22 protein-coding genes are annotated in these 17,491 nt (G+C 67.6%); 8 read left to right on the top strand and 14 right to left on the bottom strand.

The features are described 5' to 3' along the window. The first annotated feature begins 355 nt into the window (after positions 1 to 355). From ACW9J6_RS32820 to ACW9J6_RS32785, 8 genes are all read left to right on the top strand, one after another. Positions 356 to 2,053 (top strand): methyl-accepting chemotaxis protein, encoded by a 1,698-nt coding sequence (locus tag ACW9J6_RS32820; RefSeq protein ID WP_457120529.1) that lies wholly within the window; start codon positions 356 to 358, stop codon positions 2,051 to 2,053. A gap of 183 nt (positions 2,054 to 2,236) precedes the next feature. After that, positions 2,237 to 2,491, top strand: coding sequence for a hypothetical protein (locus tag ACW9J6_RS32815; RefSeq protein ID WP_457120528.1), 255 nt, complete (start codon positions 2,237 to 2,239; stop codon positions 2,489 to 2,491). 11 nt (positions 2,492 to 2,502) lie between these two features. Beyond that, on the top strand, positions 2,503 to 2,760 hold the full coding sequence (locus ACW9J6_RS32810) for a hypothetical protein (protein ID WP_457120527.1): 258 nt from the start codon (positions 2,503 to 2,505) through the stop codon (positions 2,758 to 2,760). After that, positions 2,757 to 3,137 carry a hypothetical protein gene (locus ACW9J6_RS32805; protein WP_457120526.1) on the top strand — a complete coding sequence of 127 codons (381 nt, stop codon included), beginning with the start codon at positions 2,757 to 2,759 and terminating at the stop codon, positions 3,135 to 3,137. The genes ACW9J6_RS32810 and ACW9J6_RS32805 overlap by 4 nt, the downstream gene beginning before the upstream one ends. Beyond that, positions 3,134 to 3,349: a helix-turn-helix domain-containing protein gene (locus ACW9J6_RS32800; protein WP_457120525.1), complete on the top strand. Its 216-nt coding sequence runs from the start codon at positions 3,134 to 3,136 to the stop codon at positions 3,347 to 3,349. Before ACW9J6_RS32805 ends, ACW9J6_RS32800 begins: the two co-directional genes overlap by 4 nt. A gap of 729 nt (positions 3,350 to 4,078) precedes the next feature. After that, a complete protein-coding gene (locus tag ACW9J6_RS32795; RefSeq protein ID WP_457120524.1) occupies positions 4,079 to 5,773 on the top strand; it encodes a methyl-accepting chemotaxis protein in 1,695 nt (564 codons plus the stop codon). A gap of 12 nt (positions 5,774 to 5,785) precedes the next feature. Next, a complete protein-coding gene (locus ACW9J6_RS32790) occupies positions 5,786 to 6,082 on the top strand; it encodes a hypothetical protein (RefSeq protein ID WP_457120523.1) in 297 nt (98 codons plus the stop codon). A gap of 646 nt (positions 6,083 to 6,728) precedes the next feature. Further along, complete coding sequence (locus ACW9J6_RS32785) at positions 6,729 to 8,255, top strand: PAS domain S-box protein (RefSeq protein ID WP_457120522.1); 1,527 nt, start codon at positions 6,729 to 6,731, stop codon at positions 8,253 to 8,255. On the opposite strand, the gene ACW9J6_RS32780 is transcribed toward ACW9J6_RS32785, so the two are convergent. From ACW9J6_RS32780 to ACW9J6_RS32715, 14 genes are all read right to left on the bottom strand, one after another. Then, on the bottom strand, positions 8,252 to 8,482 hold the full coding sequence (locus tag ACW9J6_RS32780; protein WP_457120521.1) for a helix-turn-helix domain-containing protein: 231 nt from the start codon (positions 8,480 to 8,482) through the stop codon (positions 8,252 to 8,254). The genes ACW9J6_RS32785 and ACW9J6_RS32780 overlap by 4 nt on opposite strands. A gap of 29 nt (positions 8,483 to 8,511) precedes the next feature. Next, positions 8,512 to 8,694 (bottom strand): hypothetical protein, encoded by a 183-nt coding sequence (locus ACW9J6_RS32775; protein WP_457120520.1) that lies wholly within the window; start codon positions 8,692 to 8,694, stop codon positions 8,512 to 8,514. 1,039 nt (positions 8,695 to 9,733) lie between these two features. Further along, positions 9,734 to 10,276 carry a hypothetical protein gene (locus tag ACW9J6_RS32770; RefSeq protein ID WP_457120519.1) on the bottom strand — a complete coding sequence of 181 codons (543 nt, stop codon included), beginning with the start codon at positions 10,274 to 10,276 and terminating at the stop codon, positions 9,734 to 9,736. Positions 10,277 to 10,302: 26 nt separating this feature from the next. Then, positions 10,303 to 10,515 carry a hypothetical protein gene (locus tag ACW9J6_RS32765; protein WP_457120518.1) on the bottom strand — a complete coding sequence of 71 codons (213 nt, stop codon included), beginning with the start codon at positions 10,513 to 10,515 and terminating at the stop codon, positions 10,303 to 10,305. A 20-nt stretch (positions 10,516 to 10,535) separates the two neighbouring features. After that, positions 10,536 to 10,949, bottom strand: coding sequence for a hypothetical protein (locus tag ACW9J6_RS32760; protein ID WP_457120517.1), 414 nt, complete (start codon positions 10,947 to 10,949; stop codon positions 10,536 to 10,538). Positions 10,950 to 10,976: 27 nt separating this feature from the next. Then, positions 10,977 to 11,519, bottom strand: coding sequence for a 3TM-type holin (locus ACW9J6_RS32755; protein ID WP_457120516.1), 543 nt, complete (start codon positions 11,517 to 11,519; stop codon positions 10,977 to 10,979). A 1-nt stretch (position 11,520) separates the two neighbouring features. Continuing rightward, a complete protein-coding gene (locus tag ACW9J6_RS32750) occupies positions 11,521 to 12,276 on the bottom strand; it encodes a hypothetical protein (protein WP_457120515.1) in 756 nt (251 codons plus the stop codon). Between the two features lie 32 nt (positions 12,277 to 12,308). Further along, positions 12,309 to 12,635: a hypothetical protein gene (locus ACW9J6_RS32745; RefSeq protein WP_457120514.1), complete on the bottom strand. Its 327-nt coding sequence runs from the start codon at positions 12,633 to 12,635 to the stop codon at positions 12,309 to 12,311. Next, complete coding sequence (locus ACW9J6_RS32740) at positions 12,632 to 13,267, bottom strand: hypothetical protein (RefSeq protein ID WP_457120513.1); 636 nt, start codon at positions 13,265 to 13,267, stop codon at positions 12,632 to 12,634. The genes ACW9J6_RS32745 and ACW9J6_RS32740 overlap by 4 nt, the downstream gene beginning before the upstream one ends. Before the next feature lie 10 nt (positions 13,268 to 13,277). Continuing rightward, positions 13,278 to 13,796 carry a hypothetical protein gene (locus tag ACW9J6_RS32735; RefSeq protein WP_457120512.1) on the bottom strand — a complete coding sequence of 173 codons (519 nt, stop codon included), beginning with the start codon at positions 13,794 to 13,796 and terminating at the stop codon, positions 13,278 to 13,280. 27 nt (positions 13,797 to 13,823) lie between these two features. Beyond that, positions 13,824 to 14,327, bottom strand: a complete 504-nt coding sequence (locus tag ACW9J6_RS32730) for a hypothetical protein (protein WP_457120511.1) — start codon at positions 14,325 to 14,327, stop codon at positions 13,824 to 13,826. Beyond that, positions 14,324 to 14,647: a hypothetical protein gene (locus ACW9J6_RS32725; protein ID WP_457120510.1), complete on the bottom strand. Its 324-nt coding sequence runs from the start codon at positions 14,645 to 14,647 to the stop codon at positions 14,324 to 14,326. The genes ACW9J6_RS32730 and ACW9J6_RS32725 overlap by 4 nt, the downstream gene beginning before the upstream one ends. Before the next feature lie 30 nt (positions 14,648 to 14,677). Next, entirely contained in the window at positions 14,678 to 15,430 is a 753-nt protein-coding gene (locus tag ACW9J6_RS32720; protein WP_457120509.1) for a hypothetical protein, read from the bottom strand. Next, positions 15,430 to 17,478 carry a hypothetical protein gene (locus tag ACW9J6_RS32715; protein WP_457120508.1) on the bottom strand — a complete coding sequence of 683 codons (2,049 nt, stop codon included), beginning with the start codon at positions 17,476 to 17,478 and terminating at the stop codon, positions 15,430 to 15,432. The genes ACW9J6_RS32720 and ACW9J6_RS32715 overlap by 1 nt, the downstream gene beginning before the upstream one ends. Positions 17,479 to 17,491 lie beyond the last annotated feature (13 nt).

Genomic DNA, 17,491 nt, shown 5'->3' with positions numbered 1-17,491 from the left:
AGTTCCCGATGGCGCAGGACGGCGGCACATCACCGTGTGCGGCAACCCCGAGCACTCACGCGGAACCGCCAAGCCATTCGCCACAGTGTTAAAAGAGTGCTTCTATAATCTGATGCAATCGTATCATCTGATACTGGGACTAGCTCTGTTCGTCTAAGCCCATTGAACTTGAGTAATATACCCTCGTGAGCGTTGATCCTAAGATTTTGACAAGATTGCTTTAAGGTGTTCTGCGACTGTATGTGCCCGGGTTCAGCCTCGCCTCTGAGACGTTCAGCGCCGATGCGGACGAGTTTCGACGCGGCTTCCTTCGTCAATCGGAGGAGTGCCGCCACTTGCTCTTCGGGGACACTCTATGTCGACGCGCAGACCCTGGATGATCGGCCTTTCACTCACGACCCGGATCAGCCTGATCGGCATCGCCGTGACCGCCCTGGCCTGCGCCGGCGCCCTCGCCCTCATGCTCGCCGACCTGCGCGCCGACATGGGCCGCCGCGCCGGCGAGGCCCTCGACCGCAACATGAGGCTGCTGCGTCTCACCCTCGCCGACGAGGGCGGCGCGGCGACTTTCTCGGTCGTTGACGGCCAGTTGCGCGTCGGCACCCACGTCGTCGACACGGCCGAGCCGGCCGTCGACCGCGTCCGCGAGGTCTTGGGCGGCAACGCCACAATCTTTGTCGGCGACACCCGCCTCGCCACGAACGTCGTCGGTGCGGACGGCAAGCGCGCGACCGGCACCAAGCTCGCCCAGGGGCCGGTCCGCGACGCCGTCCTGGTACGGCGCGAAGCTTACCGCGGCGAGGCCGACGTTCTCGGCACCCCGACCTTCACCGCATACGAACCCATCCTCGATCCCGCCGGCGAGGTCCTGGGCATCCTCTACGTCGGCGTACGCAAGGCCGACTACCTCGCGGCGCTGGATGCGACCGTGTGGCGGGCGTTCGGCATCGGTCTCATCCTGGTCCTGGTCGGGACCGGTGTGCTCGCGCTCGGCCTGCGCCGGGCCATGCGGCCCTTGGCCGGCTTGGCGCAGACCATGCGGCACATCGCCGAAGGGCAGGTCGACATCCCCGTCGCCGGGACCGCGCGCCGCGACGAGATCGGCGCGATGGCGCGCGCCGTCGAGGTCTTCCGCGTAGGGCTTGCTCGGACGCGGGAGCTGGAGCAGGAGGCGGCCCGGGCGCGGTCCGACGGGGAGGCGCGGCGGCGGTTGGCGCTCCGAGAGGTGGCCGAGCGCTTCGAGGCGGCGGTCAGCGGCATCGTGGCCGGGGTCACCGCGGGGGCGACGCAGTTGCGCGCCACGTCCGAGGGCATGGCGGACACCGCCACCGAGACCGCCAGCCAATCGACGACCGTGGCGGCCGCCGCCGAACAGGCCGCCTCGAACGTGGCCACCGTCGCCGCGGCGGCGGAGGAGCTCGGAGCGTCAGTGGAGGAGATCGGTCGCCAAGTGAGCGGTTCGGCGGAGCTGGCCCGGTGCGCGGTCGGCGAGGCGGACGAGGCCGCCGCCCTGGTGGGGGCTCTCAGCGAGGCTGCCGGGCGGATCGGAGGCATCGTCGAGGTCATCGCCGGCATCGCCGCGCAGACGAACCTCCTCGCCCTGAACGCCACCATCGAGGCCGCGCGGGCCGGCGAGGCGGGTCGCGGCTTCGCCGTGGTGGCCGCCGAGGTGAAGGAACTGGCCGGCCAGACGGCGCGGGCCACCGAGGAGATCTCCGGTCAGGTCGCAGGGGTGCAGGCCACGACCGGTCGGGCGGTGTCGGCGATCGGCCAGATCGCCGGGCGCATCCGCGAGATCGACGCGGTCACGGCCTCGATCGCGGCGGCGGTGGAGGAGCAGGGCGCGGCGACCCAGGAGATCGTGCGCAACGTGGCGCAAGCGGCCGCCGGAACCGGAGAGGTGACTGCCAACATCGCGGGGGTCGCACGCGCCTCGGAGGAGACAGGGGCAGCGGCGACGCAGGTGCTGACCTCCGCCACTGACCTGTCGCAGCAGTCCGCGGTTCTCGGCCGGGAGGTCGAGGGCTTTCTGCAGACCGTGAGGGCCGCATGAGGGCAGGAGTTGGGAGGATTGCCATCAGCGGCCCCGGCCGCCTCGGGCGGCCCGGGGCTCTCCCGATCCCCCCGGAGGCGAATGCCCGTAGGTCCTCGCAGTTCGCGAGCGGAGACTTGGGCTTCTCCGAGTGCTAGAACGAAAACAGAACATGCGGGAGCCCGGACCCGCTCGGAGGCGATCATGGCGAGCGCGACCACGTACCTGATCCAGACCTTCGAGATGCGCCGCAAGCGCCTGGTGCCCGGTGCTCGGGACGTCGCCCCGACCGGCACGGGAGCCTTGAAGCGCGCCGAGGCGATCGCAACCCGCAAGCCGGGCGCGGCCGCGCTCCAGATCACCGCCGACAACGAGACGGGCGAGCTTGAAGGCGTGTTGGTTCTCGGGCGCTTCGGCGAGGTGCCGGATGACTTCGCCGATATGCTCGCCGGCAGCTGAGGTGCGCCGCCATGGACAACGACAGGATCGTAGCGCCGCCCATCGACATGCAGGCCGTCGCCGCAGCCGCGGAACTCTACCTCAACGCGCCTACCACACGGCTGCACGAGATCGGCGAGTTCACGCTCGACCTGGCGGCGGCAGTGGCGGCGGACGACCATGCCTGCCGGGTGCTGGCTGATCCGCACGCTACCCGAGAGGACGAGCTGCGAGCCGTCGCTACCGCCCTGCTGATCACCCTCACGGGCAAGCGGACACTCTATCAGTGAGGAGGCGCAACCCCCGCCGCGCCTACGACGCCGAGGGCCGCGAGATCCCGCCGCCAACGGTCGGGCACTACCGGTCCCAGGGCGACCGTACCGCCGCGGTCCGCTGCCAGGCGATCGACTGCGGCCACCAAGCGGTCATCAGCACCGACCGATTCCCGGCCGAACTGCCCTTCCCGGACATCGAGCTGCGCCTGCGCTGCTCGCGGTGCGGCTCCCGCACCATCAGCGTGATGTGCGACATGCTCGGGCTGTACGCGCGCCACTACTCCGAGACAGGCTGGAGCATGGGCACCGCTGGTCAGCTGCCGCCGGACTATCGCGTGGTGGGACGGGACCTGCCGTGGCCGGCCCATCGACCCGAGGACCAGGAGCCGTGACCAACACGGAGTTCCGCATAGCCCTCGCCGCCCTCGGGCTCACGCCGAGCGCAGCGGCGCGGCTGCTGCGCGTCGACGTCCGTCGCGTTCGGAGGTGGGAGGGCGGCGAGACCGCCGTGCCCGGCACCATCGCCGCGTTCCTGCGCCTGCTGCTCGCCCTGGGTGTCTCGGGCGAGGAGGCGATGCGGCTCAGTCAGCCCGCGGCGGAGTGAGCGCCTGGGCCGGACAGATCCCGGAACGAAGAAGCGCCGCGCGATGGGGTCGGCAGCCGCTAGACGTGGTCGCTCACGATCAACAACACCGCAGCCTCGCTCGGCTTCGCCGCCTCGGGGCACGCGCATACGGAGCAGGAGGCCGCCGACCGCGTGTGCGAAGCGTGGGAACGCGCGCATGCGTGGGCGGAGGCGACCGGAAAGCGGCTGGTGAGGAACCGGCCGGACGCGGATTAACAGGTGCTGGTCGACGGTCAGGACGAGCCCTGGGGTCGAAACACCCGGCCGCCCCCGGGACGCGGGCGTGTGCGACTTCTTGCGCGCGATAGCCTCAGGTCCGTCGCGAACCTCGCCGTCCCGTAGAAGCTACGGAAGTAGCCTAGCCTAGCGCTTGCTCGGAGCCCTTCTGATCAGCCCAGACAGCCACGCCGGACGCTCCGGCATATGCCTCAAGTGCGCGCCGGGAAAGAAATAGATTTTATTGCTCTTTGTCTATTTGCTGGCGAGCCATTTGCGAAGCGGAACCTCATCGCACATCATTGAGTTACCTTAGATTTGATCGAACCTGGTAAGTTTATACTAAGTCAAATTCGAGTCTTGTCAGCGTATACAAAATATGATTTTTTACGTTGTATTTGTAATTTGACAGCAGATTGCGACGCTGAGGTCCGGTGTTGTCTGGACGCCCACGGGCACGCACTGGTTGTGCTCAATCTAGAGGCACCCGCCATGCTCTTCGACCGCTCCCAGTCGGCCAAGCTCGACGCCCTGTCCCGCGCCCAGGCCGTGCTCGAACTCGCCCTCGACGGCACCATTCTAAGCGCTAACCCGATCTTCCTGGACGCCCTCGGCTACACATTTGCCGCGATTCGAGGCCGCAAGCACGCCATGCTGGTCGATCCCAGCGAGGGGAGCAGCCCCGCCTATGAGGCATGTTGGCAGGCGCTGAGGCAGGGCCGGCCCCAGCGGGGCGAGTATAAGCGGATCGCCAAGAACGGCGGTGAACTCTGGTTTCAGGCAATCCTCATCCCCGTCCTGGACAGTGCCGGGCGTCCGGTCCGGGTAATGGAGCTAGCGACCGACATCACCGAGCAGAAGCTCAGGAGCATCGGCAGCGAGGCTAAGGTCGCGGCGATCCACCGCTCGCAGGCGGTGATCCAGTTCGCCCTCGACGGCACCATCGTCGATGCCAATGAGAACTTCCTGCGCACCGTCGGCTACGACCTCGCAGAGATCAGCGGCCAGCACCACCGAATTTTCGTGGAGCCCGCCGAGCAGACAAGCCCCGCCTACCGCGAGTTCTGGGCTGCCCTCGCCCGCGGTGAGTACCAGGTCGGCGAGTACAAGCGCCTGGGCAAGGGCGGCCGGGAGATCTGGCTGCAGGCCACGTACAACCCGATGCTCGACCCGGCCGGTAGGCTGACAGGAGTGGTGAAGTTCGCCACGGACATCACCGCCGACAAGCTGCGCGCCCTCGACGTCGCGGGCCAGATCGCCGCGATCGACAGGAGCCAGGGCGCCATCCAGTTCGCTCTCGACGGCACCATCCTGGACGCCAACGCGAACTTCCTGGCGGCCGTCGGCTACTCCCTGGACGAGATCAGGGGCCGGCACCACCGCATGTTCGTGGAGCCGGGCCATGCCTCCTCGGCCGAGTACCACCAGTTCTGGGAGCAGTTGCGGGCCGGGCAGTGCCACGCCGCAACCTACAAGCGCTTGGGCAGGGCCGGCCGCGAGGTCTGGATCCAGGCCACCTACAACTCGGTGCTCGGCGCGTACGGACAGCCGGTGAAGATCGTGAAGTACTGTATGGACATCACGGCCAGCACGACCTCTCAGGTGAAAGCCATCGCGGCTTCGGGTCGGGTCGAGCGGATCGTGCAGTCCTCCGCGGCGGCGGCCGAGGAGCTGAGCGCGTCAGTGGCCGAGATCGCGCACTCCGCCGCACGCTCGAAGCTGCTGATCGACGGGATCAACGCTGAGGCTCAGACCGGCGGCCGCTCGACGGGAGAGTTGGAGAAGGCCGCGGCCTCAATGAACGGGATTGCGCAGGTGATTCAGAGTGTAGGGGAGCAGATCAACCTGCTGGCGCTGAACGCGACGATTGAGGCGGCGCGGGCCGGGGAAGCGGGCCGCGGCTTCTCGGTGGTGGCGAGTGAGGTGAAGAACCTCGCCGGGCAGGTCACCCGCGCGACGACCCAGATCACGCAGGACATCCAAGCCATGCAGGCCGTGGCGGGCGCCGTGGTGGGGAGCCTTCGCATCATCGAGCGAAGCGTAACGGAGGCGCAGGACGTGGTAAGTGGGATCGCCGCGGCGGTGGAAGAGCAGAGCGCGGTCACTCGGGAGATCTCCTCGGCCATGCAAGGGGCCTCCCGCGGGCTGGCGGAGGTCAACCAGAGCCTCAGCTCTCATTCGGCCTGAGCGGAGGCAATCGTGACTGAGATCCTGATGCACCCCGCTGTGTACGACGCCGACAGCACGCTTCGACAGACGGCGGAACTCATCCGAGCCTGGGAGGCTGGAGACGACCTCGGTTCGCGCCGACCCCAGATGTTAGCGCTCGCCACGGTGCTGCACCACCTCCTGGTGCAGCTCCAATGCGAGTTCGGGGCGCTGGCCCAATGCTCCGAGCGGTTCGGGTTGGACGCAGAGCACCTCGGTGGCGTCGTCGACCGGCTCGTGGCCATAAATCAGCAGGTGCTCGAGACCGTTAGCGATCAGGCCAGCTGAATTCGGCGCGGCCAAGCCGGTCGACATAGTTCGGGATGCGTTGGGGCGCGCGCACGCTCGGGCGAAGGCCAACGGGAGCCGGGTGGTGATGAACCAGCGGGACGAGGAGTACGGGGTGCTGGTCAACGTGCCGGAGGAGCCCTGAAACGAAAAGTCCGCCGCAGCGGGGCCGGGCGGGCGCAGAGACTGATGGACGGCGCGAGCCGCTAGAGTCAACACCTACTCAGCTTGACCTGGCGGGAGTCAGCTTCCGACCCTTCTCTGGCGTTCCGAATGTCAGCTTACCGACGGCCTGATCGGCCCTGAACGACCTGGGCTGTGGCCACTGCTAACTGTAATGATCTCCCGTATGCCGAGCAGCGACTACAGCTTGCCGGCCAGATGCAGATCTTGCGCAGCCGCAACTATCTGGCCCGCTCCTAACATATTGAGGCTCTGGCATGATCCCGCTAATTATTGGATGTAGCAGAGTTTTGTGTAACATATGTGTGGAATTCGGCAAAATTACCCATGAAATAGCCTCGTTTTAGATAGATTTTTTTGCGGAATGAGCCTAGGATGTCGGGATCACCAGCCGGTTTCCGGACCCGCGGGCACTGGTGGCTGAGAGAGATGTGTGCTCCCGCCTGCTTTTCGCGAGCACACCATGCCCGATCCCGATCCTGAGCGGCGCGCTCTGACTGAGCAAGCAAAGTCTCTCATCCAGACCCCTCAGCGGCCCAAGCTTGCCGGAAACGACTCGGAATTCGCTCGAACGACACACCCGGTCGTCGAGCGCTCCCTCGCGCTGACCGCGGATGAGGCGCTGCGCGAGAGTGAGGAGCGCTTCCGGGCCGTGGCCGAGCAAGCTGAAGCCGGCATCGTCATCGTCGACACCGGCCATCGGATGAGCTTCGTCAACGACCGCTACTGCGAGATCCTCAGGCGCACGCGGGATGATCTGCTCGGCCGCACCGTGCAGGACCTGACCCACCCGGACGACTGGGTGTCCAACGAACCCCTCTACCAGCGGGCCATGGCGGAGGGTGCACCCTTCACCATCGAGAAGTGCTACCTGCGTCCGGATGGTACACCGGTGTGGGTGCGCAACGTCGTCAGCGCCCTTCGCGACGGCACGGGCGCCATCGTTGGCGTCCTTGCGGTCTCCCTCGACATCACTGAACGCCATCAGGCCGAGGAGGCGTTGCGCGCGAGTGAGGAGCGCTTCCGGCGCTTCGCCGAGCATTCGGCCAACGTGCTCTGGCTCGCCGATTTGGAAAGTGGGCGGCTCGATTATCTCAGCCCGGCCTTCGCGCGCGTCTGGGGGATGCCCGCCGAGGACATGCCGGACGTCGCGGGTTGGCTCGCCAGCGTCCACCCGGAGGACCGCGGTGCCGCCGCTCAGGCGATGGAGCGGGTGAGGGATGGCGAGGCGCTGATCCTGGAATACCGCATCCTGCGTGCCTCTGACCGCGCGGTTCGCTGCATCCGGGACACCTTCTTCCCGATCCCGGGCATTGACGGGCTGATCCGGTCGGCGGGTGGGATCGCGCAAGACATCACCGTCGACACTGGCCTACGCGCCTATGTGGTCGCAGTCGGGGACGACGCCCGGCGCAGCCTCGTCAGTATCCTGCAGGCAGCCGGTTACGAGGTGCAGGCTTTCGGGAGCGGTCAGGCCCTCCTCAAACTGGCGGGTTCACTGGTACCGGGCTGCGTCGTGCTCGACTTGGAGGAGACAGGCGACCCAGTTGTCGCGAGCAAGCTGAAGCCGCTACGCGCGCACCTGCCCGTGGTGGCGCTCGGTGCGAGGGGGGACGACGTCGGCGTCGCGGTCCGCGTCATGAAAGCGGGAGCGGTTGATTTCCTCCAAGCCCCCTGGACACCCGAGGTGCTGCTGTTCGCCGTGAGAACGGCGCTCGCCGAGATCCACTCCAAGGCTGATCGGACGCGCCGGGTTGAAGAAGCCCGCGCCCGGATCGCGGCGCTTACGGCGCGCGAGCGCGAGGTGCTGGAGAGTTTGCTCGCGGGCGGGACCAACAAGACGATCGCTCTAGCGCTGGGCCTGAGCCCGCGCACAGTGGAGATCCACCGGGCCCGCGTCATGGCGACGCTCGACGCCCAGACGCTGCCCGAGGCGGTCCTGATCGCAACGGCCGCCGGCGTGCGTCCCACCGATTACGACGGCGACTAGGTCGCAGCCCGGCGCCCGCGTAGGAAGCGGGCCGCTCTGGGCCTCGAGACAGCCAGCGAACCCGAGAGGTACCCGGCTTCGAACTCCGCGAGCTGACGCAGCCACCGCGGCGCGAGGATCTGCAAGCGGCGTCCCCGCAACGAGATCAGCCCGTCGCGTCGTAGGGCTTGCAGCACGCGGTCGACGTGCAAGTTCGACAGGCCAAGCGTGTCGGCCAGATCCGGCATTATCGAGGGCGAACTCGCCCCTGCCCCACCTACCGCTTGTTGATCAGCCGCCCGGTGAAGACGTCATAGAGCGGCTGCTGCAGCAGCTCGCGGGAGACCGCCAGCGCCTCCTTGGAGCGGGACATGCACTCCCGCGACACGCCCATGCTCAGCGAGTGGTAGGCGAGGCGCTGCCGCGTGGAGGCGGCACGGCGGTTCGCTTCGGAGAGCAAGGTGGTGGGGTCGAGGTGCTTCACGGTAGGTGGGCATGACGATGCGTGCATCTTTCCGCATTCACATAGGCAGATCGCTTGCGGCCGCCGGCTACCCGGGCCTCGCCAGCAGGATCGCCGCCCGCACCGCGTGATGCTTCTGGCGCTTCGTCGAGTACGGCCTAGCCCGGGCTAGCTGCGAGGACCTGAACGCCCTGGCAGGGCGCGAGCGGTTCAAAGTGTGAAAGCGGGCTCGTTCGCGTTTGGGGCAGGGCCGTGTTCCACCGTAGAGTCCCCTAGTGATCGTACGGGCGGAACGCCCTGGGGCGAGCGGCGATTGGCTGGGTAGATGGTGCAGATTGTTGCATGTTTCCTCCCTCGGACTGAGCGCCGGCCGGGTTCACCCAACCCGAGCCGGCCTCTTTTTGCCATGCCTCCGACCGGCTCTGACGGATAGATCAATGCAGTAGATCCGCGCGACCGGGCGAGGGCCTTTCTACTGGCCATAGACTGAGCACCGCCACGGTGCCGCGCTTGGATGCTTCCGAGGACTTACGGCATGGGCTATAACGCGTTCCATGCTATGGGGTTCTGTGAACCGACCGTTCGTGCGCGGGTGAGGCGTTCGCACCAGGTAGGAAACAGACCTTGCACGCTTAAGGTGACCGCCTTCGGTATTTGTGTGGCCCACTGCCGGGTGTTTGCGGTCGAGACAGCGGCTTTCGCGAATCGACCCAGGCCCAGATGGTGTCCTCGATCCGGCCACTTCCATTCTGTGGCCCTCTGCCGCTTAGTTGGCACTGACCCATGTCACGCATCGGCCGTGGCCTGCACGAACACCACCACAGGGCAGGCCACGGCCGATCGTTCGTCTCCCGCCCGCTGCGTCCCCGCCTGTCTGTTTCGGGTAGAAAGCAGTCAGAAGAGGCAGTCTGCTAAAGGCGCACCCAAACCAGACCAACCGCGGCTGGCTTGACCGTCCGGTTCCGGCCGCAGTAGCGAGGGCCTCTCACCCACCCTCAGCGGCCCTTCGCACGATCAAGCTGATTGAGTCTTTTCTCTAAGGCTGCACGTCGTAGATCTTGGTGTCGTCGAAGGTGTAGTCGTAGCCGCTGTCGAGCCAGGGGCGCATCCACTCCGCGAGGCCCGAGAGGTCTGGGCGGATCAGGCTCAGATAGAGTACCACTACCAGCATCACGAGCCACACCGAGCCGAGCTGCAGCTTGTCACGCGGTGGAACGTCCTTGCCGAATAGGTCCGGAACGGTCACGGCGATGACGAGCGCTAGGGAAGCAAGGACCACCCAGAAGTCGAAGATCGCGTTGTTGACAAGGTAGGGCGGCTGCCCGGCGAGGCGCCAGAAAAGCCCGATGCTAGCGTTCAGGTTGCTGGCGAGGCAGAACAGGAAGATCATCACGGCGTAGAGGTACGGCCCTGTCGGCCACCCCTCTATCGCCATGGCTCGCCGGAACGGCCTCCAGTAGGCGAACATCCCCCAGCCCGAGAGGATGAGGAACACGGCGCGCAGCCCGTCGCCACGCGGCTTGATTGGGGTGACACGCACGAGTCCAATGTAGAGAAGGACAATGACGAACGCCGCCATCACCGCACGTCGTCGAAACAAGCCCATCAGGCCCTGCCCCTCTTTCTCCGGCCGGCAAGCTCCATCGTCCTCGCGAGATGCTTCATCATCAGAGCATCGACCCCAGCGAGTTGTTCGGCCTGCATCTCGATGTCGTTGATCTGCGCCAGAGTCTTCGCACGCTCGGCACGAAGGGCTTGGCTCACGAGCGCCTGCTGCGCGGCACGCTCGGACGATCGCCCGGTGATGATGTTCCACATGGCCTGAAGCGCTCCCACAATCAGCGCCCCCTGCCGTCAACCACATCGAGCGCCCGCTTGAGCAGGGCTTGGTTCTCTCGCGCGGCGGTGTTGATGTCCCGGATGATCTCGCCGTTGGCCTCGATCATGCGCTCGACGCGCTGATCGCGCTCGGTCTGGCTGCTGAGCGCACTCCTCGCGTTGGCGTCGATCGTCTGGACGGTGGCCGTCAGGAAGGTCTGCGATTGGGCGACGGCGGCGAGCGTCTCTTTGATCCCCTGGAGGATTCGGTTGGTCTCCGCCGCCGTCACGAGCGTCTCGCGCGTCTCCTTCAGCCTCGCTTCGGCCTCGCTGTCCCGGCGCTTCTGCAGGTAGATGACCCCGAGCAGCAGCAGGACCACCATGATCCCGATAACGCCCTGATCGACGAGCTTCGCGAGCGCGGTGTCGAGCACAGAGGGGTTTCCTGCGGGCGGCACGGATCAGCGCGAGGCGACCAGCCGGGGCCTGGGCAGGGTGCCGGCCCCTGGCAGCGGCGCCGACATGTTCGCCGCCCCCACGCCGTTGATCTTCTCGGCCGCCCTGAGGCCGCCCAAGCCGAGCATCCCGAGCAGCAGCGTCGTGAGCGAACCATTGTCGAGGGTCGGCGGAACGGGGAAGGCCACGCCGATCGCGGTGCCGACGATGGCGGAGACCCACGTCATGATCGGCGCCAGGATGAACGAGTAGGCGAAGCCGAACACGCAGATCCAGGCGCAGGCCGGGCGCCAACCGGCCACGAACCAGCTGGGGCTCTGCGCCTCCTGAAGGTTAATCGCCGCCTGCTGCTCGGCTTCCTTGGCGGCGTAGTCGAGGATGGCCTTCTCGCGATCGGCCATCAGCTGCGCAAGCTGCTGCGCCGCCTGATCCCGGGCCGCTGGGTCAGGGATCACCCGCTCGAGCACGATCTTTAGAGTCGAGGTGATGTCGGGCAGGACCGCGGAGATGCCACCGGTCAGGATGCTGCCAATGATGCCGCCGGCCATGTCACGCTCCCTTGATGGGCCACTGCGCCCGCAGGCGCGCCAGGATGCCGGCCAGCAGCCCGGTGGACTGCGGCGATGAGGTTGCAGAGGGCGGCGGGACCGCGGCCTCGGTCACCCGCACCTGCGCCTCGAGGACGGGCTTCAGGTCTGGCTTGCCGGTGTTCACCGCCACGGGAGGGATCGGGCTCGCGGGCACAGGCGATGCCAACGTCGACGCTGCGCCGGCATTGATACGTTCGACCTGCAGCAACGCCTTCTCGACGTCGTCCGCGGAGACGAGCGCCTTGTTGAGGCCATCACCCGCGTAGAAGCTCTGTCCGCGCTTCACGGGCCTGTGAGCGCCCTGGCAGTCCGCCAGCACCGGGAAGCTCGCCCACTCCTTCGCGAGCCCGAGGCCGAACCCCGCGAGCGTGCACCGCCCGGCCGCGAAGTCCACGTAGCCGCGGCGCTTCAGGAGGTGGAAGGCAAGCCGGTCCTGAAGGTCGGGCTCGAACCGCTCGCCGCCCGTTAGGCCGACCTCCTTGACGAGGCCCTGCAGCGTGGCGGTCATGAATTGGAACCGCCCGCAGGCCGAGGACCCGAAGTTGCTAGTCCGCCAAGGCCCCTGCGCGATGACCTCTGCCACCGTCATGCTGGTGAGCGGCTTCGGCATCTTCGCCATGCGGTTCGCGAAGACGGTGTCATAGCCCTTCGGGGCCTCCCTCGCGGCAATGAAGGCGAGCAGAAAGGCCGCGCCGGGCGGCACGGTGGGGTCCATGATCTTTCTCCGGCTTGAGGTCCTGATGCAAATCAGGGGTTTGGGTTGGCCTCCGAGGCCTCGCCGGACGACGCTGCGGCCCGCAGTGCGTCGCGCTCAGCCGTGACGGCGGCGAGCTGCTGGCGCAGGGCATCGCGCTCGGCCATCGCGGCCGCGTTGATCGCGGAGAGGAGGTCGGGCAGCGGGTAGCCGGCCGCCTCGGCCTGCTCGGGCGTCATCGGCGGGCCGACGACGGTGTGCGGGTGGTCCTGGCCCGGCATCGCGACGTCCTGCGCCAGGATGACGTGGTAGGCGTCTGACTTTCCCGCGCCCAGCGCCCAGCTGCGATACAGGAACTCGTAGAGGTAGAAAGCGCTCATGCTGCCACCGCCGTGTCATCGGAAAGACGGCGCCATGCGCCGCCGGAGAAATAGGCGATCACGCCCGTGCCGTTTCCGGCCGTCTCGGTGCCCTTGCGGCCGTTGCTCGCGTAGACGAGGGTTCCGACACTGCCGGCCGGAAGAGTTGCCACCGTATAGGCGGCGAGCGTCATCGCATCGGTCTGCGAGACGACCAGATTGCCGTTAACCCGCGGGCGCAAACTGCCTACGAAATTCCAGGCGCATCCGTTCTCCGCTGAGAAATACGCGTATGTGCCGTCAGAATTTCCGATGTACCAGTCGCGGGCCGATTGGGCGGTCGGGCGCCAGCCCTCGATATAGCCGCCATTGCCGCCGGGCTTGAGATACACGCCGCCTTGCGAGGCGCTGCGAGCCACGGCGATCTCCGCGCCGTTGGCGTGGATGTACCCGGATGCATCGACCGTCGTGCCGCTGAACGCCCCCGTGAGCGACAGGCTGGCATGAGTGACCGCGCTGCTGGTGCCGAGCCCGAGGGCCGTGGCTGCCGTCGCGGCCGTGGTCGCGCCCGTGCCGCCGTTCGCAACCGGCAGGGTGTCGCCGCTCCCGAAGGTCGCGAACCCGCGACCCTGGCGCTTGAGGGGGATCGCCATGGCCGCCGCCTCAGTTGACCGCAACCGCGATCTGCGGCGGCAGCTGGTCGAGCACGCCGGCTGCCGACGCCTTGCCGATGTACTGGTCGGTCTGGCCGGCCGTGGTGTTCTGCGTCGCGGTGACCGCGCCACCCGTGCCGAGCCAGTAGTCGGAGCCCGGTGTGAGTCCGGTGACGCCGGTGTTGAGCCCGCCGTTGCGGTAGACCGCGGCCGTCCCGCCGGACGTCACGGCGGAGAGCACGAATCCGTCCGACTGCTTGCCGCCGTTCGCGGCGCTGGCGTCGGCGTTGCGGGCCGTGAGCGTGCCGCTGTTGTTGTAGAGGTTGACCTGAGCCCCGGCGGCCAGGGCCTCGCTCGTCGGATAGTTGGCGATGTCCTGGCCGATGCCGGCGGGGAACAGGGTCGGGTCGAGCGTGCCCGCGGAGCCCGTCGCCACGATCTTGTTGGCGTTCGGGACGCCGCCGGTCACGGTCGCATAGACCATCGTGAAGCCGCGGCCGAGCCGCTGCAGGAAATACGGGGCAGCCATCATCGTCTCCGGGGGAGTGGGCGGCGGTCAGCCGCGGTAGATCGGCGGCTCGGGGTCGAGGAGCAGCCGAGTGGGGGACAGCGCGATCCCGATCACGAGGAGCGCACCGGTGACCGGCTCCGGCTGCACCAGGGCACCGGCGAGGCCGAGGTAGACGGCGCCGACGCTCCAGGACCAGGACGGCTCGACGAGCTCGCCCGCGGACCGGACCGCGATCGGCGCTCCGGCGGCCGCGGCGCCGGTGGTGACGCCTGCGTAGGTCTCGACGCTCGCGGCATCGTCGGCCGACGCGTAGGCGAGCGATCCGTCCGGACGGCAGCAGACCGCCCGGTGGCCGCTCAAGGGACTCGGCGCCGTGAAGGTGAGATCGCTGACCGCGCCAGCGGGGCCGGGCGGACCCGCGACCCCCTGCTCGGCCGCGGCGATGGCCACCGGCAGCTGCTCCACCGCGACCGCCGCCGATACCCCGCGGGGCGTCTCGATTGTGGCGACCGCGACCGTCTGCGTCGCGACGGCGGCGGTGCTGCTCACGGAATTTCCCCGATCACCGGCCAGACGTAGCGGGTGACGACGCCCTGGCTGTCGGTGAGGGTGAGGCGAAGCTGGGACAGCGCGCCGAGGGGCACGTCCGCCGAGAGCGCGGCGCTCCCGCTCGGGCGCACGTAGCCGTCCGGGCCAAGCGTCCCGACCATAAGCACTCGGTCGCGGCCACCGCCGTGCAGCACGCAGACCGCCGAGGCGCCGGTGAGGTCGAGCGGGGCGCCGCTCGGGCCGGTGATCCGGATCGGCCACGCGATCGGGTCTCCGATCGTCTGATAGAGCGGCTTGTCGCTGCGGGCGATGCGCGGCATGGCGTCAGGCTCCGGGATGGCCCGCGGGCGTCAGAGGGCCCACACGCTCCAGTCCGACCCAAACCGCCGCAAACCCTGATAGAGGTTCTCGACGTCCTGGCTGCCGAAATACCGGCTGTAGGCGCCCGCGGCGCCGATCGCGTCCCCGGGCGGGAATCCCGTGAGATCGCCGCTTGAGCCGATCAGGAGCGGGGCGGATGACGCCGCGCCGATCGTGCCGCTTCCCGCCGTGTGTGCGTTGTCGCCGCTTGGCCGCCGGATGTAGGTGTCGATGACGCCGCCGCCGTTGCAGGTCCCGATCAGCAGTTCCCAGCCCGCGCCGGTGTTCGCCGTCATCGGTACCGTCACCAAGTTATTATTAAACAACGAATAGTAGTACCCATTGTTGTTGACAGTGCCCTTGTCGGCACCGATCGACATCGCGTTGGCGTTCGGGTAGTTTGTGACGTAAAGACTATTGGTGTTGTTGGCGCCACGCGGACCTTGCACACGGTAGATCAGCGCGAAGAGTGTGAAGGCCGACCCGAGCGTGCCGGCCTTGAGTGGCGTCGTGTAATACCCGTTCTGCACGAAATCTCGGGCAAGCGCGCCGCCGCTCCGGATCGACAGCGCGCGATCGTTCAGAGAGTAGTCCCAGCGATCGCCGAGGTAGTTGTCCGGCATGGCCGTGCCGAACAGGTAGAGCATCGCCATCTGGTTCGGGTCGAGATAATCGCCCATTCCGAAAAAGCCGCGACCCAGCGTGCTGTAATCAGCGCCGCGATCGATGATCCGCACGCCCATCAGATGATCTCCCTGTCGAAGATGACGCAATAATTGTAGAGCCGGACGTTCAAGCCGGACGGCTCGAAGACATACGGATCACTGTCCCTCAGACAGCCGCGCGCGCCGATGTTCTTATAGAGCGGTGTATAGCCGGGCGTGCCACTGCTACCGTAGGGGACGAACCCGGCGGGCGGCGTGTAGGCGTAGCGGGCGCGGGCATTGGGTGGGATCGTCCGGTTGCCGACGAGTTCGACCGTGCGGCCGGCGACGACGCGCACCGCCGTGATCGGGATGTTGGCGTTGGCGGCCGGATCGTAGATCTCGAAACCAAAGGCCCCGTTCGGGTCGGTCACCTCGGACGTGTCTAGGACGAGCGGCGCCACCGGCACGTGGAATTTCAGGGCGACGACGTTGCGCTGCCGTTCCGCGAAGAGCGGATATACTGGCCGGAACAAGTCGCCACGCCGCAGATAGTCCGCAGCCTTACCGTAATAGCCGCCGATCCTCTTGAGCGAAGCAGCGTCCGGGTGGACGTCGCCGGTGTACGCGGCGAGGTACATCGGGCAGGCGCAGACGAAGTCGCTGTCGTCCTCGGTGCCGAGGTCCAGCTGCGCGAGGGCGATGTCCGGCGGGCGCCCGTAATAATCGTGGGTGCCGACCTGATAGGTGATGCACACCAGCCGCTCCGAGCGCGGCACGGTGGTCTCAAGGTGCCTGTGAACGTCCGTCCGCAGCTGCCTGAGGAGCGCCTTGTACTGGTCGCGGGTCGTGCCCTGCAGGATGTCGGTCTCACCCTGCGTCCAAGTCATGAACGGCAGGCTGTAGGTGAGCCCGAGCGCCGCCGCGGCGGCGTAGCCGTAGGTGATGTCGTCAAGCATGCGCTGCCAGTACGGACCGCCCGAGGACAGCGCCGCGATGGCCTGCCCGGACTGGCCAGGCGCGGACATGAGAATGGATTGCCCGCGCGCCGCGAGGTCCATCCCAGCAGCGGCCATCAGCTGCGCCAGGCTGATCGCCGTGCCGCCGTTGGGCGTCTCGCCCTCGCCCTTGCTGTTGACGGTCGCGACGAAGGGCACCAGCGAGGCGTGGTTCTGCGCGCTGGTGCCGCCGCCGTCGTCCGCCCGGTCTCCGCCATTGAAGCGGTATGTCCGGGCCGGCGCCGTGGTGGTGACGGGGATGCCACCGTTGACACCGCGGGACAGCGATTGCCCGTCGCCGATGATGTGCAATAGCCCGGTGTCGAACCGCGGCAGCGGGCGAGGGTCGGCGCCGTCGACCCGGTCGACGCTCCTGGCATAGCCGCGCTCATCGGTGACGACCTCGGCGTAGACCGGGCCGGGCACCTGCTCGACGCGGCGGGTGATGTCGCGCGCGTAGCCCCGGGCATCCGTGATGACGCTCGCATAGACGGCGCCCGGCAGCACCGGGGAGCCGCGCAGATACTCGACGCTGACCGCGTAGCCCTTGAGGTCCGTGATCGCGACTCGGTAGACGGTGCCGGGGATCCCGCGCACGTTGGTCTGAGCGTCGATCCGGGTGCTGAGCGCGGTGTCCGCGATCGCGCGGGCCTGCACTTCGGCGTCGATGCGGTCGGACAGCCTACCATCGGCGGTGTTGCGATCGCCGGCCTCTCGGGTGATCGCGTCGCCCCGCGCGGTGGCCTCGTCGGTGATCCGGCCCGCAAGCTCGTTGTCGGCGGCACCGCGGGCGTTGGCTTCAGCAGTCAGCGCCGCGCTCAGCGTCGTGATCCGGCCCGAGAGCCCATCGTCGGCGGCACCGCGGGCGTTGGCTTCAGCAGTCAGCGCCGCGCTCAGCGTCGTGATCCGCCCTTCCGCATCGGTCAGGTGCAGATTCCCGTTGGCATCGACCGTGAAGCCGTGCGCCTGCAGCGCGCCGAGGACGATCGCCTCATTGACGCCCTGCAGATCGGCCAGGTTGAAGATGTTGATCCAGGTCGCAGTCCCGCGGACGCGGTACTGCACGATGCCGGCGAACAGGCGCATGTCGACCGGGCGCGGCCATGCGATCTCGACGCCCTGAGAGGGGCGAGCAGAGGCAATGGTCATCCGAACTGTCCCT

This window comes from Methylobacterium sp. JK268 (assembly GCF_054052225.1).
This window is presented reverse-complemented; position numbering and strand designations above follow the sequence as displayed.